This window comes from Streptomyces sp. NPDC048521, from assembly GCF_043199855.1.
Classification (GTDB): Bacteria; Actinomycetota; Actinomycetes; order Streptomycetales; family Streptomycetaceae; genus Streptomyces.
This window is the reverse complement of record NZ_JBICWR010000018.1, coordinates 47,583-63,205: the sequence shown is the minus strand read 5'-3', so window position 1 is coordinate 63,205 and position 15,623 is coordinate 47,583. Positions and strand designations below refer to the sequence as shown.

The following is a 15,623-nucleotide window of genomic DNA, read 5'->3' as shown; positions in this document are numbered from 1 at the left end:
GGCGGTTACCGTCGCTATCGGTAGCAAGATGCAACCAGATGTGTGGAGGGGTGGATGCTGATGTCCGACAGCGGTGAGGCTGTGACACCACGGACCGCGGCCCGAAGCGGGGAAGGTCCCGGGTTCGTCCTGTCCCGTGGCGTCGTTCTACTGTTCGCTGTCGCCTGCGGTGCCGCGGTAGCCAACGTCTACTTCTCCCAGCCCCTCCTGGTGACCATGGGCCACGACCTCGCCATGAGCCCTGCACTTGTGGGCAGCGTGGTCACCCTCACCCAGGTCGGGTACGGGTTGGGGCTCTTCTTCCTCGTGCCGCTGGGCGACGTGGCCGACCGCAGAGGACTCGTCGTGGCCCAGTTGCTGCTCCTGGTGGTGGCGCTGGCTGTGGTAGCCGCCGCTCGCACGGCGGCGCTCCTGCTCGCGGGTATGGCCGCTGTGGGGCTTCTCGCGGTCGTCACGCAGACGCTGGTGGCCTTCGCGGCATCACTGGCCCCTCCCGCCGAGCGCGGCCGGGTCGTCGGTCTGGTCACCAGCGGCGTGGTCATCGGGATCCTGCTCGCCCGCACCGTATCCGGCCTCCTGGCCGATCTCGCGGGCTGGCGCTCCGTCTACCTCGTCTCTGCGTCGCTCACCGCTCTGCTTGCCCTGGTCCTGTACCGAGTGCTGCCGCGCCGCAGTGACGCTCCGCCGACAACTCTGCGCTACGGACAACTCCTGCGCTCCACGGTCACTCTGTTCGCAACGGAACGACTGCTGCGGCTACGGGCCTTGTTCGGTCTCCTGATTTTTGCTGCCTTCAGCACCCTGTGGAGCAGTATCGCGCTGCCGCTCAACGAGGCCCCGTACTTCCTGCCCCACAGCGCGATCGGGGCTCTGGGGCTGATCGGTGTCGCCGGCGCGCTGGCCGCGACCGTGGCGGGCCGCCTGAACGATTACGGACTCTCCCGGTGGACCACCGGCATCGCCCTGGCACTGCTCGTCGCCTCGTGGTTGCCCTTGTCCTTCACCCGCAGCTCCCTTTGGGCCCTGGTCGTGGGGGTGATCCTTCTCGACCTCGCCGTGCAGGCAGTTCACGTCACCAACCAGACCCTGATCTACGCGCTGCACCCGGACGCGGGCAGTCGGCTGATCGGCGGATACATGGTCTTCTACTCGATCGGCAGCGCCACCGGCGCCATCGCCGCGACCTCCCTCTACACGGTGGCCGGCTGGACCGCCGTATGCGCACTGGGCGCCGCGTTCAGCTGCCTCGGCCTCGTGCTGTGGGCGTTCACTCGACACGGCATCCCGGGGCCCGCCGCCAAGGTCACCTCTCGCAGCGAAGACCGGCACCCCTCGTGCGGGCGATGCTGCGGGCGCCTGTGACGGGCTGCCCGGGCCCGGAACGGTACGAGCAGACGACCCCGGCTCATCGACGGCCCGTCGCTCGCTGAACTTCCCAAGTCCCTTGAGAGGAGGACCGAGTGGGGCGAAGAGTAGCCCTGGCAATGATCGACACGAACCGGATCGGACCGCCGGTGATGCCCCGACATCCCAGGTGGGGTGGTGATCGCGACCGGGTAGGTTCTGGCCGTGGTTGATGACTGGCGGATGGATCGGGTCGGGAGCGCCCTGGGAGGCGAAAACCCCACAGTTGTGCGGCGCTTGAACGCGGGGTTCGCAGCGATCGGCGATGTGCAGTTCCTCCCGGGCTACTCGGTGCTCCTGGTGGACGATCCCAAGGTGGAAAGGCTGTCGGACCTGCCCAGGGACAAGCGGATGGCCTTCCTGTCCGACATGGACCAACTCGGAGAAGCAGTCGAGCGATCATCCCGTCGCATGGATGCGGCCTTCCGGCGGGTCAATCTGGAGATCCTGGGCAACACCGACGGGTTCCTGCATGCGCACGTATGGCCCCGGTTCGAGTGGGAGCCGTCCGACTTAGTTCGAATGCCGGTATGGCTCTATCCCCGCGACAAGTGGACCGACAAGCAGTACTCACTCGGTCCGCAGCACGATCCGCTGCGCAAAGCGATCGGGGACGAGCTGGACCGTCTGCGCTCGACGCACTGACAGCAGGCGCATCATGAGGTGGTCGTCTTGAGCACGCGCGGAAGGTGGGCGTGCACGTGCTCGACTGCGACCTCGCGGTCCCGGTCCAGCAGTCCTCGGGCAGGGACTTCCCTCGGGCAGGGAACTCTGGACCACCGCGACCGCCCCGGCCTCCGTCGAACGGGCCGAAGCGGCACGGAGCATCCGTCACGCCGGTGAGGGCAGGTCAGAGCTCAGATGGATCGTGATCGGGCGTCGGGGATCACCGGTGGGTTGGACGGTACGGCAAGGCCGGCGGCCCCGCCCTGGATCGGGAGGTGGATGTCCCCGCAGCCGTGCCACCACTCCTCCCCGTCCGGTAGTTCGGTGAAGGGTGGTTTGCGACCACCGCCCACCCCGCCCTCAGAACCCCGGCCTCCCCAATCCCGCTTTCACCTCTCGTCCGCCTCGACCGCTGAAGCGACGGCGCCGCCTCGCACACCCGCATGCCCCGCCTCGTGTTTGGATCATCACCAGAGGGCACCGCAGCGGCCGGCATCCCTTTGACAAGCCCGGGCGACACTGCCCGCCCTGCTGGCGAGCGATTGTTCACCGACCTGCGGGGCGCACCCGAGAAAGCTGATCGAAGAGCGAGAGAGGGGAGACGAGTACGACGAAGCTCCCGGTAGTCAGTGGTCATGACACCGTCTGCCGGAAGCTTCATCGTTACCTACGGGCTGGGAGCCTCTTCGGTCCTGGCTCCACCTCACCTGCAGGCGGCCCCGTGCGTGAGCCGTCTCCTGCAGTCTGGGGGATCAGCAGGGGAAAGCGCCGCTGTAGAGGGCGTGTCCGTAGGAGGAGCTTCCAGAGCCGAAGCCGTAGATGCCGTCATCGCTCCAGACCGCTTCGCGGAAGCCGTTGACGCAGGTCGACATGGGCGCGATGGCGAAGCCCTCCAGGTTGTTGATCGGCATGACGGCTGGGTTCGTGTAGGTCGCATCCGGCACGATCGCGCCGGATGCGTTGACCTTCATGAAAGTGTGCGTCTCGCCGCAGGTGTTGTCGCAGGTCGCGACGATGCGCTGGGTTCCGGCGTCGAACATCACGTCCATCACGGACGCCTTGCCAGTGGCGATGGTGCCGAACGTGGTGAACGTGCCGTCGGAATTCAGGCCGTAGATGTGCAGCGTGCCGTCCCACTCCAGACCGGCGAAGAACAGGCCCGAGCCGTGGAGCGGGTAGTTGGCCGGGTTGTAGGCGGCGTGGGTGAGCGGGTCGATCCAGCCGTTCGCGGTCAGCCAGCTGTCGGGCACGTACCCGACGCCCTCGAAGCCCAGGTTGGCGTCATCCTTGCTGCCGGTGTTGAGCTGGGGAAACTGCGACGTCATGTCCCACTGGTGGACCGGCGTCAGCGTCGATCCGGTCGCAGCCGGGTCGAACTCCATGATCGTGTCCTTGGGGACCGTGTTGTTGGCGTTGTCACGCTCGGACGTCACGTAGATGTGGCCATTGCCGCCGACCGTCACTCCCTCAGAGTCCGGCTGGCCCGAACCGCCCGCGAAGCGGATCTGTTTGCCGGTCGTGCTCCACGACGGGTCCGGGACCCACTTGCCGTTGCTCTTGACCAGCTTGTACAGCCAGCTCTTGTTCTTCGCGGCCCACAGCACCGACGGGTTCGCCGGGTCGAACGCCAGCCCGCTCACGTCGCGGCCCTCGGGGCCGGTGGACGTGGTGAACGCGCAGACGTTGTCCGTGATCGTGACGTCCAGCCCGCCCGGCCACGCCGAAGTGCCCGGCGGAGTCGAGCTCGTGCCGGACGGCGCCTCAGGGGTGCAGCTGCTGATCAGCGAGCCCCCGCCGCCCAGCAGATGGCCGGTCTGACCGCCGCCGCTACCACCGCCGGAGCAGGAGTTGGCGCTGCCGAGCGTCGCGGTCGTGGAGATCTGGAACCAGCCGGTGCCGTTTGTGCAGCGCTCATCGGACGGCTTGGCGCCGTCGGTGGCCCAGGTCACCGAGTCGACGGTAGTGCCGTTGCTGTCGAGGAGGAAGAGCGAGTCGTTGTCGCCCAGACCGAGGGCGGAGTTGAACGTGACATAGCCGCGCGCAGGGATGCTCGTCGCGCTCGGAGAGGAGGACGAGATCGAGACCGGGGAGTGACTGGTGTCGTTGTCGACGTACTTCCACGCCCCGATGCTGATCGCGCTCGTTCCTCCGTTGTACAGCTCCACGGTGTCCGAGCCGTCGGAGGTGACTTCGTTGATCCGCACCTGGCTCGCCGAGGGGATCGACGACGGGCAGTTCGAGGCGTTCGCAGCGCCGAACGTGGTTGCGGTAGTCGCGGTCACCCACGCGCCGGTGCCGTCGCCCCCGCAGCGTGCCATCGCCGGTTTCGCCTTGTCGGTGGTCCACTCAACGCGGTCGACCACAGCGCCGCCGGCCGTGTAGATCACCAACTTGTCCGAGTCACCGAGCCCCTTGGGCGAGTTGAAGGTGACGAACCCCCCGGCAGTGATCGTGGTGGCGGACGGGGTGAACGACTGCGGCGAGAAGCTGTCGTCGGACATCTTCCAGCCGCTGAGGCTCACCGCGGTGGAGCCGGAGTTGTACAGCTCCACGGTGTCATTGTTCGAGGAGGTGACCTCGTTGATGCGAACGTTCTGGTAGCCGGCCGGGTCAGCGGCAGCTGCAGGCTGAGCGGCAAACAGACCGATGGCAACCAGTCCTGAGGACGTCAAAGCCGCGGCACAAACCGAGGCGACGCCGACGCGTGAGTGTGAAGTAGGCACGAGGCGGAACTCTGGTGAAACGACGTTGAAACAGCGTGTACTCCGACTGAATGCCACCTGCTGACCATCAGAACGCCAGGCGCACATCGCCGCTACACGAACGACTTCTCTGGTTTCGGGCAACCGATAGGAGACCAGTGCCAGATGTGTCAGTTCCGTCAGTTCCTCGGCCCGTACTCCGGTGTGGCGCAAGGTTTCGATGACCGCCCAGGACCAGAAGGCGTCGTCCTCCACCAGGCTCTGAATGATGCGGCGGCCGGTGGAGCCGACCGTGCGGATGAAGACGTGCGGCGAGCCGTGGTCCACCCGGCTGGAAATCTGGTTCACCTTGAGCAGTTCCCGCAGCTCCGGGTAGATCAGCTCGGTCATGCGGACTCCTTGGGAGTGAGGGGTGCCGGGCAGCTTGGACGGGGTGCTGCCCGGGGTGATGGGTGAGCAGGGCGGCGGCTTCGCGCAGCGCCGTCAGCGGACGATCATGTGGGCGGGCTGGCCTTTCTTCATGTGGTCCACGCACTGCGGGCAGTCCTCGCGCGGACCGAGCCCGGCGTGCGCCTCTGGCTCCTTGCGAGTGAAGGGCGTGGGCGGTCCAGATGAGCCGCATCCCGGCGTTGTCGGTGATCAGGGCGGCGGGCTCGTGCAGCGGGCAGGAGGCGTCTCCGTCGCGGTCGGGCTCGATCTGCTCGGCACGGCGCGCGGCGACGGTGAGCAGCTGCGCGACACAGGCCATGAAGCCGCCGGGCGGGTCGGTGTCCTGGATGACCTCGCGCAGGATCGCGGCGAGCTCCTCCTGGTCGACGTCGTCGGCGGTGAGGTCGTCCTCGATCTGCTGGAGGGCCAGCGAGGCGATCCCGACCGAGGCGCGTACGCGTTCCAGTCGCGTCCGGGGCTGGCTGGTCACCGGGCGGTGGCCTTGGTCGTGGCGATGAGCGCGGCGACGGTCTCCCAGCCGTGGTGCCAGGAGTTGGCGAGGTGGAAGGCGCTTTCACTGAACTAGGGTCCGTCTTCAAACGGATCTTGCCCAGAGGAGAAATGACGCGAGGGTGACCGCTGCTTCGTAGGAGACCGCGGTCTTCTCGTATCTGGTGGCGATGCCGCGGAAGCCTTTGAGCCGGTTGAAGCAGCGCTCGACTATGTTGCGTTGCCGGTAGATGTCCCGGTCGAACCCTGGCGGCCGCCCGCCGCGGCGGCCGCAGTTGTGCCTGTGCCGTCGCTGGTCGGTCTTCTCCGGGATGGTATGCGCGATGCCACGTTTACGCAGGTAGGCGCGGAAGCCGCGGGAGCTGTAGGCCTTGTCCGCGATGACCTGGTCGGGTCTGCAACGGGGTCGGCCCAGGCCGGTGCGGGGTACTCGGATGCGTTCGGGGAGCGGGCGGGCGCAGATGCTGTCGTGCCGCTGGCCCGGCGTCACGAGAACGGCGAGCGGGCGGCCTTTGCCGTCGCAGGCGAGGTGGATTTTGGTGGTCAGGCCTCCTCGGGATCGGCCGAGGGCGTGATCGTCCGGTTCGTCCTGCCACTGGCGCCCCCTTTTCGGCCGGTGGCCGCGGCGTGCTGGTGAGCGCGGACGATGGTGGAGTCGATCTGGACGAGCCAGTCGATGTCGCCGACCGCGTCCGCACAGGCCTGGATCTGCTGAAGAGCTCGCGTGAACACGCCGTCCAGTGCATAGCGGCGGAAGCGGGTGTAGACGGTCTGCCAGGGGCCGTAGCGTTCCGGCAGGTCACGCCAGGAGATCCCGGTCCGGATCTTGTAAACCATCCCGTTGATGACCTGCCGATCCGACACCCGCGGCCGGCCCGTCGCAGCCCGCGGTATCAGCGGAGCGAGTAACTCCCACTCCTGATCAGTGAGCTCATGACGACGTATCACCCCACCATGATCCACAACCCGGTGATCTTCGAAGACGGACCCTAGCCCGAGGCGCGGCGGTCGTTGATGACAGCGCGTACGGCCCGGTCGCCGCGAGGGTCGGCCATCAGGCGGGCGATGTCCCACCACCGCAGCAGCAGCGCCGGATAGTGCGGCGGGATCGCGTCCATGAACTCCCGGTCGAACCGTGCACGGACGCTCTCGTGGCGTAGGGCGGCGCGGATGTCGTCCATGGACGGCGGGAGGTGGCGGATGGCGCGCGGCAGCGTGGCTTCGTACTCCGGCGCCAGCTTGCGGCCGGGCCGGACCATGATGTTCCCGCCCAGCGCGGCGGCAACGTCGTCCTCCAGTTCCTCCTGAGCCTGCACGGCACGCTCCCACCAGTAGTCCCGGAAGGCGGCGACGGCCTCGGGGTCGGTCAGGTCGAGGGCGTCGCGCTGCTCGTCGAACCCCGCACCCTCGTCGCCGGGCAGAGCTTCCCGGATCGCGCCGAGAGTCTTCGCGGGATGGCGCGGCGGCGCCTGGCCAAGGTGGCGCACCCACTGGTCCCTGTGCTCCCCGTCAGAAGGGGGTCCCCACACCAGGGCGCCGCCCATCATGCCGGGCTTCTGCGGCCCGTCCGCCGCCAAGGGGGCTTCCAGGCTGACCGCCATGAGTTCCAGGTAGGCGGGCAGCGACTCGTACTCCCGCTCGCGGTCCCCGAACCTGGTCCACTTGCATACTTCCCCGGTCTCGCCGTTCAGGTAGAGGCCGTAGACGGTGTCGTCGGGGTTGAAGGAGCAGAACGGTATCCAAGATGGCTTCCACAGCACCAGGGCATCCTCATCCTCGCCGTTCTCCTCCTGAAACCGCATCTGCATCTGGTAGAGCTCGATCACGGCGTCGAGCGGCATCAGGGCCCAGTTGCCCAGCATGAGCCCCGAACCGGCCACGCCGTCCTCACCGGCGGACAGCCGCCACAGCGCCTTCAACTCCTCCGGAACGCTCACGCCGAGGGCATCTTCGAGAGCCACGATCTCGTCGTCGGAGGCGCCGGGCTTGAGGGCCGCGTACGACGGCGGGGCGTACTCGGCAAGCCATTCCACGATCCGGCTCCATGCCCGGGTGACTCGCACATCTGCTGGTGTGTCAGTGGTCATAGTCACCACGCTCGCATTGCGCCCCGACCCATCACACAGCGGGGCCCGAGCGCCATACAGGGACCGTCAGATATGGCGGTGGTGAGCAGTGAGCGGCCACGTCCGCCCCCGCCGTAGGCGCCCGCTGGTCCATCCGGACACTGTCGCCACAGCACTCCGTTGGGCTGCCTCCCGCGGCGCCAACAGCCCGGCCAGATGCTCCCGAAATCCGCGCTGCTAGGCCCCTCATCATGGATGGGTGACCTCATGGATGCGCTGCTACTGGGACGAGGAAGACGTCTGGTTCTACTTCGAGTCGCGGGTTCGCGACCAAGGGCGAGCTGGCCCGCGCGATGATCCTGCGAGCCCTGGCCTCACCCCTGCCGATCGCCTGGGCCCGGCGATCGGTGTCCTCGACGGCGACAGGCCCACCCACGAGCAGTGGGTACTGGGTCGCCGCAGCCTGGGCCGCCCGGACGAGATCGCCTACTACCTCGCTTACGCCCCGAACGGCACCCGCATTGCTGACCTGGTCCGGATCGCCGGCTCGCGCTGGGCGATCGAGGAAGCCTTCCAGGCCGCCAAGAACGAATGCGGCCTCGACCAGTACGAGGTCCGCCGCTATCCGGGTTGGTATCGCCACATCACCCTGGCCATGCTTGCCCGCGTTTCTGCCCGGCGTCGCGGCCCAGACCACCGAAAGGGTGGCGCAGAAACGACCCCACCGGCACCATCCGATTCACGGTGGCAGGGATCCGCAGACTCCTGGACCTCTCTGCACTTCACTCGAAAGGGTGGGGAGGGGTATCAGGCTCAGGGCAGTGCTCCTTTGTTGAGGGGGCAGTTCGTCGGTTGCTGATACTTGGAGGCGACGGACGAGCCGGGAGGCCGTGGCGGAGAATGTTGGCTGTCTCGGCTTCTTGGGGAGCCGTTGACGGCAACTTCGGGAGCCGCGTTGGGACGCCTGGCATGATCGACAGCGGTCAGCATGATGTCAGGCAGGAGCCACCGATGGATGAGACCGAGCCACTACCCGCCGCACGTGTATCCACCTATGCGGCCGTAGGAGCACAGCTCTCGTTGCTCAGCGACCGAAGACTCGGCGATGTGGTGGCTGCCGCGCCGGCACTGGGCTCGGGCATCGGTGGCAGACGGGGCGAGATGGAGGTCGCGGGGATACCTGTGTTCGTCAAGCGGATCCCGCTGACGGACACCGAGTTGCGGCCGGAGCATGTGCGCTCGACCGCCAACCTGTTCGAGCTTCCTCTCTACTACCAGTACGGGGTGGGGTCGGCAGGATTCGGGGCTTGGCGCGAACTAGCCGCGCATGTCATGACCACCGCTTGGGTTCTGAGGGACGAGTTTGCCGGTTTCCCGCTCATGTATCACTGGCGGGTTCTGCCGGACCGGCCTCCTGCCGACTTCGCCGATGAGTTCGGAGGCGTCGAGGGAGCCGTCGCGCATTGGGAGGGATCGCCTGCCGTACGTCATCGGCTGGAAGCCATCGGAAGATCCTCCCTCAGCCTGGTGCTCTTCCTGGAGCACGTGCCTCAGACACTCGCGGCCTGGCTCAGCGCCACCCGTGACACGGCGGGCACGGAGCCAGGAGGCGACTCCTCCTATCTGTGGGTGGAAGACGCGCTGGTGCAGGGGACCGAGTTCATGAGTTCACGCGGGCTGGTGCACTTTGACGCGCACTTCGCCAACCTGCTGACCGACGGTCAACAGGTGTACTTCGCGGACTTCGGGCTTGCTCTCAGTCGCCACTTCGAGCTCTCGGCTCAGGAAGCCGCCTTCCTCTCCGACCACCTGGTGTATGACCGCTGCTACGCACCGTGGCATCTGCTGCGCCACCACCTTCCCGAGTCCGTGCGCGGTGACACGGAACTCGGGATTTTCCTGCGCGAATGGATCGCAGGCCGCCGCCCCGACGGCATTCCTCCCGGGATCATGGCGATTATTGATCGCCATGCCCCGCACGCCGTCGTCATGGATGACTTCGCCCATCGCCTTGTTACGGAGACTAAGCGCACTCCATTCCCCGCAGCTGAGGTGCGGCAGGCCCTGGCGGGACTGTAAATCGTTCGGTATAACTCCCGATCATGGAAGATGCATCGATGACCAGTGAGAACGTCGGCCGAGCAGGAGGCTGTCGAGTCGGCAGGGGCTGTATCGGCGAAGGCGGTGGACGACCAGCTGATCGATGAGCTGGTGAGCCGGGCCCAGGCCGAAGGCCTGCAGCTGACCGGCGAGGGCGGGCTACTCCAGCAGCTGACCAAGCGGCTGTTGGATCCGCTCTGGAGGGCGAGATCACCGACCACCTCGGCTATGACAAGCACGACCCAGCGGGCAAGGACGGCGGCAACTCCCGCAACGGCACACGCTCCAAGACCGTCCTGACCGACGTGGGACCGGTGGAGATGGCCGTGCCCCGCGACCGTGACGGCTCCTTCGAGCCGAGGATCGTCAAGCAGCCCGGTCGTAGGCTTTGTTCGCATGTAGAGGCTGTTCCCCAAACGCAGGCTGGAGCCCGCGCCGGGTGCTGAGCGGGATACTCGCGAGACTCCGACGCGGGGCTGTGACAGCCTGCGGACATGCCAGAGCTGCGGGTTCATGCAGGCCGTCACTATGCCGTCCAGTTCCACTACGCTTTGCCGGACGACGCATGGTGTGTGGAGCTGAGCGAGGCCGTCTCGGCGCCGGCCACGTGGGCTGAGATCCCCAACGCGGAAGCACATGTGCCTGGAGTGGCCTTCCTGGTGGCGGTGATACCTGACGAGGATCCGGACCTGGAGCCGACCGTCCACATCCACAGCCACGACGAGCACGTCATCCCCTACGAGATCATGCGCTGGTTCATGGAGCACGTGGCCGAACAGGTGGAACGCTGCCGCATCGCGTTCGAGCAGGGAGGACCTGAAGCAGTGGAATGATCAAGCGGTGACTGGTGTGATCACGGCGTGGGAGCCCTCCTGGACAGCCCCGTTCAGGGGGCTGAGCCCGCGTCAGTTCGGCGAGCTGATCACCGCACTCCGGCGCGAGGACGCAGATCCGGCGCGCAAGGGCCGGCCGTGGAGTCTTCCGCTGGAGGACCGCGTGCTGCTGGTCGCCGCCTACTGGCGGACGAACCTCACTCTGCGCCAGCTGGCACCCCTCTTCGGGCCGTCCAAGTCCGCGGCAGACCGCATCATCGACCAGCTCGGACCCGCGCTCGCTCTCCAGCCACGCAAGCGGTTCCGCAAGGACACGGCGGGATGCGGGACTCGTGGCCGAGCTGCATGACCGCCTGCACGGTGCCGTCCGTGATGCCGAAGGCCATGACCGGGAGCCGAGTGCGGCGGTCATCGACCCGCAGTCGGTGAAGGCGGACCCCACCGTCGCCCTCACCTCGCGGGGCTTCGACGCCGGCAAGAGGGTCGACGGACGCAAGCGACACCTGCTCACCGACACCCTCGGTCTACTGCTGGCCGTGCTGGTCACGCCCGCGTCGACCACCGACCGGGACGCCGCCCGCACTCTGCTGTCGGCGGCCAACGGCCGCTTCGGGCGACTGGCACGGGTCTGGGCCGACGGCGGATACACCGGTTACCTCGTCGACTTGAGCGCAGCTCGGACTCGTCCTCGACATCGTCCGCCGCAGCGACGCCACCCGCGGCTTTGAGGTCCTGCCCCGCCGCTGGGTCGTGGAGAGAACGTTCGCCTGGTGCCTGCGCATCCGGCGCCTGGTCCGTGACCACGAGCGGCGCACCGACACCAGCCAAGCCGTCATTCTGTGGTCGATGACCATGCTCATGAGCCGCCGCCTGGCCGCCCGGCATCAGGATCCTGCGCCGACACGGGCAGCGCGAACCTGCCCGGCTTCCGCTCTACCAGCCAGCCCCGCTCCACCAGCCGCTTCAGCCGTGCTCTGGCTCCTTCGACGCGCGGACGCCCTGTCCCAGCCCAGCACCACCGCTGCCCGGCGGGCGCCGAGCCCGTCGCCCGCCTCGAGCGCAGCAGCCATCAACGCCTCATAGCCCGGCGACACCTCCTCCACCTCGGTCGCCTGTCGCCGGTGAGGCACCGCCCGACGCCGTCCGACCGGCTTCCTCCTCGACACCCCACTGGTCACGTCGAGGGAAGCCTCCCCTCGGCCGGCGCCTCCAGATACTGCTCAAGGCCGATCACCCGGCGCCGGTGGACCTCTTGCGTGTCCGCCAGAGCCGCCCGCACCCGTTCCGACTCGGCTTCGAGGTCCTTCACCTGTGCGGCTGCAGCTTTCTGCCGCGTCTCCAGAACCGCCCGCATCGACGGCACCCGCCACCTCCACGACATCTCGTCCTGCAACGAGCCCAGGCTCCCGCGGCAGTAGCTCCTTCATGCCTGATCAGCGAAGACGTCACACGAGGTGCGGAAAGAGAAGGCCTCTCAGGAAGCGACAGTATGCGTTGCTCATGTGAGGCCTTTGGGGTGGGTGGATCGGCAGCAGACGGAGGGCCAAGCCGAGCAGATCGTGGCTGAAGGAGCCGGGCTTCCCGGCCCGGCTCCTTCAGCGCAGCCGGGGGTCCATCTCCAGTAGTTGTTGGTCGGTGCGGTAGATGCCGCCGGCGAAGTGTTCGGTTGCCGAGCGCAGGCGCACGGGGTCGACTCCGTAGGTGCCGAGTGTTCCCAGGATGACATAACGCTGGTCCGGAACGTGGTTGTTGGCCCCTTTCCCGAATCCCGGGGGGCGGGGTGTGCCGGGACGCAACCGCACGACGAGCACGTTGGAGTGGTTGGCGATTGTGCGCAGTACGCCGACGCACTCGATATCGGCCCAGGCCACGCAGGCCGAACGCTTTCCGTGGGCGATTCTCAGCCCCTCCCCGTCGATGATCAATTCGTGGCGGACTCTCGCCGCAACGACGGCCAGCACGGTGATGAGACCGACAAACCCCAGCACGGCTGCGGTCATGCTCAGCAGGACCCGCCAGCCGCCGAAAACCAGTGTCAGTGTCACCGTGCCGGCGAGGAAAACGACGGCTGCAATGGTGTCGCGGTGGCCGTCCGCAGGCAGGGCGGTCGGCGGCGTCCGGCGAAAACGAACTTCGTATGCGCCGTCGGCTGCCGCCTTTGCGCTCGTTCCGGATGGCTGGACGGGGCCGCGGACCAGGGCGATGTCCCCGGCAGTGTTGACGGAGCGCCTTTGCGGCCGCGGCAGCCCTGCCCCCTGCAGCAAAGTGTCGATGTGCTGGTGGATACCGTCCAAAGTCAGCGGCTCCGGCTCGCTGAGAGCGTCCAGCAGTGCGGCGGTGAAGGCGGTGTGGCGCTGCCCGGGCGGTGCATGGGAGGGTGCGGTGGCCGTGGTGGAGGTGAGGGTATAGGTGCCGCTCACGTCGAGTTGGGCTGACAGAAGGCTGCCGGATTCGGTCATGGCGGCCACGGCTCGGCCGGAGAAGCAGCAGTCCAGCACCAGGACCCGCAGGCGTGCCCGGGCCCGGCCGAGGTAGCGCTTGACCAGGTCGGCTGGGACACCGGTGAAGCCGACGTGACCGGGATCCGTGGAGGACAGAGCGAAGTGGAGGAGCCCGTCCTCGTCCAGCAGACCGTGTCCGGTGTAGTAGACGAGCAGAAGGTCCTCCGCCTCGCGTGCCGCCTGGGCAAGCGCCATGCCGACGCTGCGGTGATCGGCCGGATCGGCCAGCACCCGGCAGTGTTCCGGAGGCAGGGTTCCGTGTGTCTGATCCGTGAGCGCGGAGCGAAGGTCCGCGAGGTTGGACTTAACGGCGGGAATCGCTGGCAGATCGATGTCGTCGAAGTCGCCGCACCCGAGGAGGACCACCCGGGAAGTGGCACCGTCGGGGAAGCGCGGTGCGCTCTTCTTCACTCCTCCCCACCTTCCAGCAGCTGCCCGACCGCACCGATCACCGCCTGCGGATCGCTGGTCCGGCGGACCTCCACGGTGACCTCCTGCCCATCGCCGCGGCTCAGTCGTACGGTGACGTCCGCGCGGCGTTGCACCAGCCAGGTCGACAAGGACCGGGCTAGCACGGCTCCTGCTCCGCCGGAGCCCAGTGCCACCACCAGCACGTCCAGCGCTGCCCCCATCTGCCCCGGCTGCGGCGTGTGGGCCAGTAGCTCCACCCGGCCGCGCAGCGCCTCTTCCGCAGCCAGCCAATCCCGCAGCGACACCAGATGCGCCTCCGCCTCCACACCCGGCTCGGCCGATACGTGCAACCTCAAGGTGCAGCGTGCAGACGGCGTTTCACACTCCCCGTGTTTCTTCATGAGGCCATGGTGCCAACAACAGCAGCCGAACACCCAGAGACCTCACATCCGTTGGCGCCGAGGATGCGGCTTGCCCCACCCATCAGCGTGTCCGACGGCCGGTCGGTGGGCATCCACGGCCGACGGCTGACGCCGAAGCGGAGTCGGGGTCGCGGCGCTGCAACTCATCACGGAGCCGGGCGAGCGCACGGTGCAGAGTGCTCTTGACCGTTCCACGCGCCAAGCCGATGGCGGCGGCCGTCTCCTCTGTGGTCATCTGCTCCCAGTGCCGCAGCATCACGACGCTGCGTTGTCGGAGCGTCAGCACTCATGATGTCCATCACCAGCGCGCGGTCGGCGTGCTGGGCGGCGCAGTCCCCGACGGGTGCGTCCGGAAACTGTTCGATGGGGAGCTCCTGCAGCTTATGGGCCCGCCACCACCCCGTGCGCGTGTTGATCATGACGCGGCGCAGATAGGCGTCCGCGAGCTGCTTGTCCGCTATGCGGTCCCACCGGCGGTACGTGCGTAACAGTGCGGTCTGCAGCAGATCCTGGGCCTCGAGTGGGTCGCCGACCAGGCGTCGGGCGCTGCGCAGTAGAGCGTCCTGGCGCGTACGGACGTACTCCTCGAAGTCGAGTACCTCACCTGGGTTCTTGTGCGTGTTCATCCTGGTTGGCTCCGTCGTGAGTGGAAGGGAGAGCCGGGTCCGGGAAGAGCGCGGCTGTGTCGGCTGCCGACGTGCTGGTGACGACCTGCCGGGCCCGGGTCAGGTACTGGTTGCGGGCGGCCGCGATGGCGCGGAACTGGCGGGCGTGCCGGGCAATGGCTTCGTTCTGCAGCGCGGTCTCGGTCCGCCACCAGGTCCAGACCAGGCCGGTGAGCTGTTTGCACGCGACGTCGGCCTGGGCGGTGGCGATTTCGGCATGGCTCGCAAACCTGGTGTTCCAGCGGGGATCGTCGGCTGCGGTTGCCGGGTCGGCATAGTGGAAACCACGCCGGCGCATGCAGGTGCTCCAGCGACGGCCGGCGGTGGTGACTGCAGGCGACTGGCGTGCGAGGCCGTAGCTGGTGGTGGTGATCTGGTTGAGCAGGTCCCAGGGGACGTCCGGCACCTGTGCCAGCAGACGTGTGTGGGCCTGGGAACGGCAACCAGGCCGGTGCGGGGTGCCGTAAGCGGCGGCTCGTTGGCGGGGGCTGAGTCCGGCGTCGCGTTCGGTGCTCTGCTGCTCGCGCCGGGACAGGTCGGGGTCGGGAAGCTCGTGATACCCGTATCGCGCGGCGACTTGGGGCTCGATGGGGCCGTACCGCAGTCTGTTCGGGGTGAACGGCGAGGGATGGCGTGTCAGTTGGCGCCACTTCAGGTGCAGGCGCGCCATGCATGCGGCGGTGAGCTGGTCCTCCGCGGACAGGATCAATGTCGTCTGCGGTGTGTCGAGGGTGTAGTCGTCGACGGGGAGGAGCAGGGATCTCGCCTCCTGGTCGGCTGCGGGCACGGCCGGGGAAAGCGGGAGGCGGCTGCCGGACGCGGTGGGGAGCTGATGCAAGCAGGCCAGCGCGAGGACGGTGGCAGCAAGTACGGCGGCGAGAGCGGCGATGCGGCGGTGACGCATGGGTGGCCTC

The 15,623-nt window shown here is 67.7% G+C and carries 14 protein-coding genes and 4 pseudogenes; 10 read left to right on the top strand and 8 right to left on the bottom strand.

The window, feature by feature from the left end; genetic code table 11:
- The first annotated feature begins 54 nt into the window (after window positions 1-54).
- Window positions 55-1,362, top strand: a complete 1,308-nt coding sequence (locus tag ACGFRF_RS32665) for an MFS transporter (protein ID WP_393746171.1) — start codon at window positions 55-57, stop codon at window positions 1,360-1,362.
- A 207-nt stretch (window positions 1,363-1,569) separates the two neighbouring features.
- Window positions 1,570-2,049: an HIT family protein gene (locus ACGFRF_RS32660; protein WP_393746170.1), complete on the top strand. Its 480-nt coding sequence runs from the start codon at window positions 1,570-1,572 to the stop codon at window positions 2,047-2,049.
- A gap of 773 nt (window positions 2,050-2,822) precedes the next feature.
- Here the strand turns inward: ACGFRF_RS32660 and ACGFRF_RS32655 are convergent.
- Entirely contained in the window at window positions 2,823-5,162 is a 2,340-nt protein-coding gene (locus ACGFRF_RS32655; protein ID WP_393746168.1) for a lamin tail domain-containing protein, read from the bottom strand.
- A 34-nt stretch (window positions 5,163-5,196) separates the two neighbouring features.
- Here ACGFRF_RS32655 and ACGFRF_RS32650 point away from each other — a divergent pair, with 34 nt between their 5' ends.
- Window positions 5,197-5,787, top strand: coding sequence for a hypothetical protein (locus ACGFRF_RS32650; protein WP_393746166.1), 591 nt, complete (start codon window positions 5,197-5,199; stop codon window positions 5,785-5,787).
- 9 nt (window positions 5,788-5,796) lie between these two features.
- Here ACGFRF_RS32650 and ACGFRF_RS32645 read toward each other — a convergent pair.
- A protein-coding gene (locus ACGFRF_RS32645; RefSeq protein WP_393746354.1) for an IS5 family transposase occupies window positions 5,797-6,656 on the bottom strand; the annotation gives its coding sequence in 2 pieces (ribosomal slippage) (window positions 5,797-6,290 and window positions 6,290-6,656; 861 coding nt in all).
- A 44-nt stretch (window positions 6,657-6,700) separates the two neighbouring features.
- The gene (locus ACGFRF_RS32640; RefSeq protein ID WP_393746164.1) at window positions 6,701-7,744 is read right to left on the bottom strand and encodes an SMI1/KNR4 family protein; all 1,044 of its coding nucleotides are present in this window, start codon (window positions 7,742-7,744) and stop codon (window positions 6,701-6,703) included.
- A 481-nt stretch (window positions 7,745-8,225) separates the two neighbouring features.
- On the opposite strand from ACGFRF_RS32640, the pseudogene ACGFRF_RS32635 reads away from it, so the two are divergent.
- The 7 genes and pseudogenes from ACGFRF_RS32635 to ACGFRF_RS32605 all read left to right on the top strand — a co-directional run.
- A pseudogene (locus ACGFRF_RS32635) lies at window positions 8,226-8,636 on the top strand (hypothetical protein); the annotation flags it as partial.
- A gap of 152 nt (window positions 8,637-8,788) precedes the next feature.
- Entirely contained in the window at window positions 8,789-9,856 is a 1,068-nt protein-coding gene (locus tag ACGFRF_RS32630) for a protein kinase family protein (protein ID WP_393746162.1), read from the top strand.
- Between the two features lie 45 nt (window positions 9,857-9,901).
- Window positions 9,902-10,287, top strand: a pseudogene (locus ACGFRF_RS32625) (transposase); the annotation flags it as partial.
- Window positions 10,288-10,371: 84 nt separating this feature from the next.
- Window positions 10,372-10,710 (top strand): hypothetical protein, encoded by a 339-nt coding sequence (locus ACGFRF_RS32620; protein ID WP_393746160.1) that lies wholly within the window; start codon window positions 10,372-10,374, stop codon window positions 10,708-10,710.
- A 7-nt stretch (window positions 10,711-10,717) separates the two neighbouring features.
- A pseudogene (locus ACGFRF_RS32615) lies at window positions 10,718-11,026 on the top strand (transposase family protein); the annotation flags it as partial.
- 16 nt (window positions 11,027-11,042) lie between these two features.
- Window positions 11,043-11,438: a transposase gene (locus ACGFRF_RS32610; protein ID WP_393746158.1), complete on the top strand. Its 396-nt coding sequence runs from the start codon at window positions 11,043-11,045 to the stop codon at window positions 11,436-11,438.
- 22 nt (window positions 11,439-11,460) lie between these two features.
- On the top strand, window positions 11,461-11,793 hold the full coding sequence (locus ACGFRF_RS32605) for a hypothetical protein (RefSeq protein WP_393746156.1): 333 nt from the start codon (window positions 11,461-11,463) through the stop codon (window positions 11,791-11,793).
- A 91-nt stretch (window positions 11,794-11,884) separates the two neighbouring features.
- Here ACGFRF_RS32605 and ACGFRF_RS32600 read toward each other — a convergent pair whose 3' ends face one another.
- From ACGFRF_RS32600 to ACGFRF_RS32580, 5 genes and pseudogenes are all read right to left on the bottom strand, one after another.
- The gene (locus tag ACGFRF_RS32600) at window positions 11,885-12,103 is read right to left on the bottom strand and encodes a hypothetical protein (protein ID WP_393746154.1); all 219 of its coding nucleotides are present in this window, start codon (window positions 12,101-12,103) and stop codon (window positions 11,885-11,887) included.
- 202 nt (window positions 12,104-12,305) lie between these two features.
- The gene (locus ACGFRF_RS32595; RefSeq protein WP_393746152.1) at window positions 12,306-13,622 is read right to left on the bottom strand and encodes a caspase domain-containing protein; all 1,317 of its coding nucleotides are present in this window, start codon (window positions 13,620-13,622) and stop codon (window positions 12,306-12,308) included.
- The gene (locus ACGFRF_RS32590; RefSeq protein WP_393746150.1) at window positions 13,619-14,023 is read right to left on the bottom strand and encodes a hypothetical protein; all 405 of its coding nucleotides are present in this window, start codon (window positions 14,021-14,023) and stop codon (window positions 13,619-13,621) included. The genes ACGFRF_RS32595 and ACGFRF_RS32590 overlap by 4 nt, the downstream gene beginning before the upstream one ends.
- An 82-nt stretch (window positions 14,024-14,105) precedes the next feature.
- Window positions 14,106-14,670, bottom strand: a pseudogene (locus ACGFRF_RS32585) (SigE family RNA polymerase sigma factor).
- The gene (locus ACGFRF_RS32580) at window positions 14,645-15,613 is read right to left on the bottom strand and encodes a hypothetical protein (RefSeq protein WP_393746148.1); all 969 of its coding nucleotides are present in this window, start codon (window positions 15,611-15,613) and stop codon (window positions 14,645-14,647) included. Before ACGFRF_RS32580 ends, ACGFRF_RS32585 begins: the two are co-directional and overlap by 26 nt.
- Between the last annotated feature and the right edge of the window lie 10 nt (window positions 15,614-15,623).

Bases quoted from the DNA above. Each gene is read 5' to 3' on its own strand.
- ACGFRF_RS32665 (WP_393746171.1), top strand. From the start codon at position 55: ATGCTGATGTCCGACAGCGGTGAGGCTGTGACACCACGGACCGCGGCC.
- ACGFRF_RS32655 (WP_393746168.1), bottom strand. From the start codon at position 5,162: ATGACCGAGCTGATCTACCCGGAGCTGCGGGAACTGCTCAAGGTGAAC.
- ACGFRF_RS32630 (WP_393746162.1), top strand. From the start codon at position 8,789: ATGGATGAGACCGAGCCACTACCCGCCGCACGTGTATCCACCTATGCG.
- ACGFRF_RS32620 (WP_393746160.1), top strand. From the start codon at position 10,372: ATGCCAGAGCTGCGGGTTCATGCAGGCCGTCACTATGCCGTCCAGTTC.
- ACGFRF_RS32590 (WP_393746150.1), bottom strand. From the start codon at position 14,023: ATGAAGAAACACGGGGAGTGTGAAACGCCGTCTGCACGCTGCACCTTG.
- ACGFRF_RS32580 (WP_393746148.1), bottom strand. From the start codon at position 15,613: ATGCGTCACCGCCGCATCGCCGCTCTCGCCGCCGTACTTGCTGCCACC.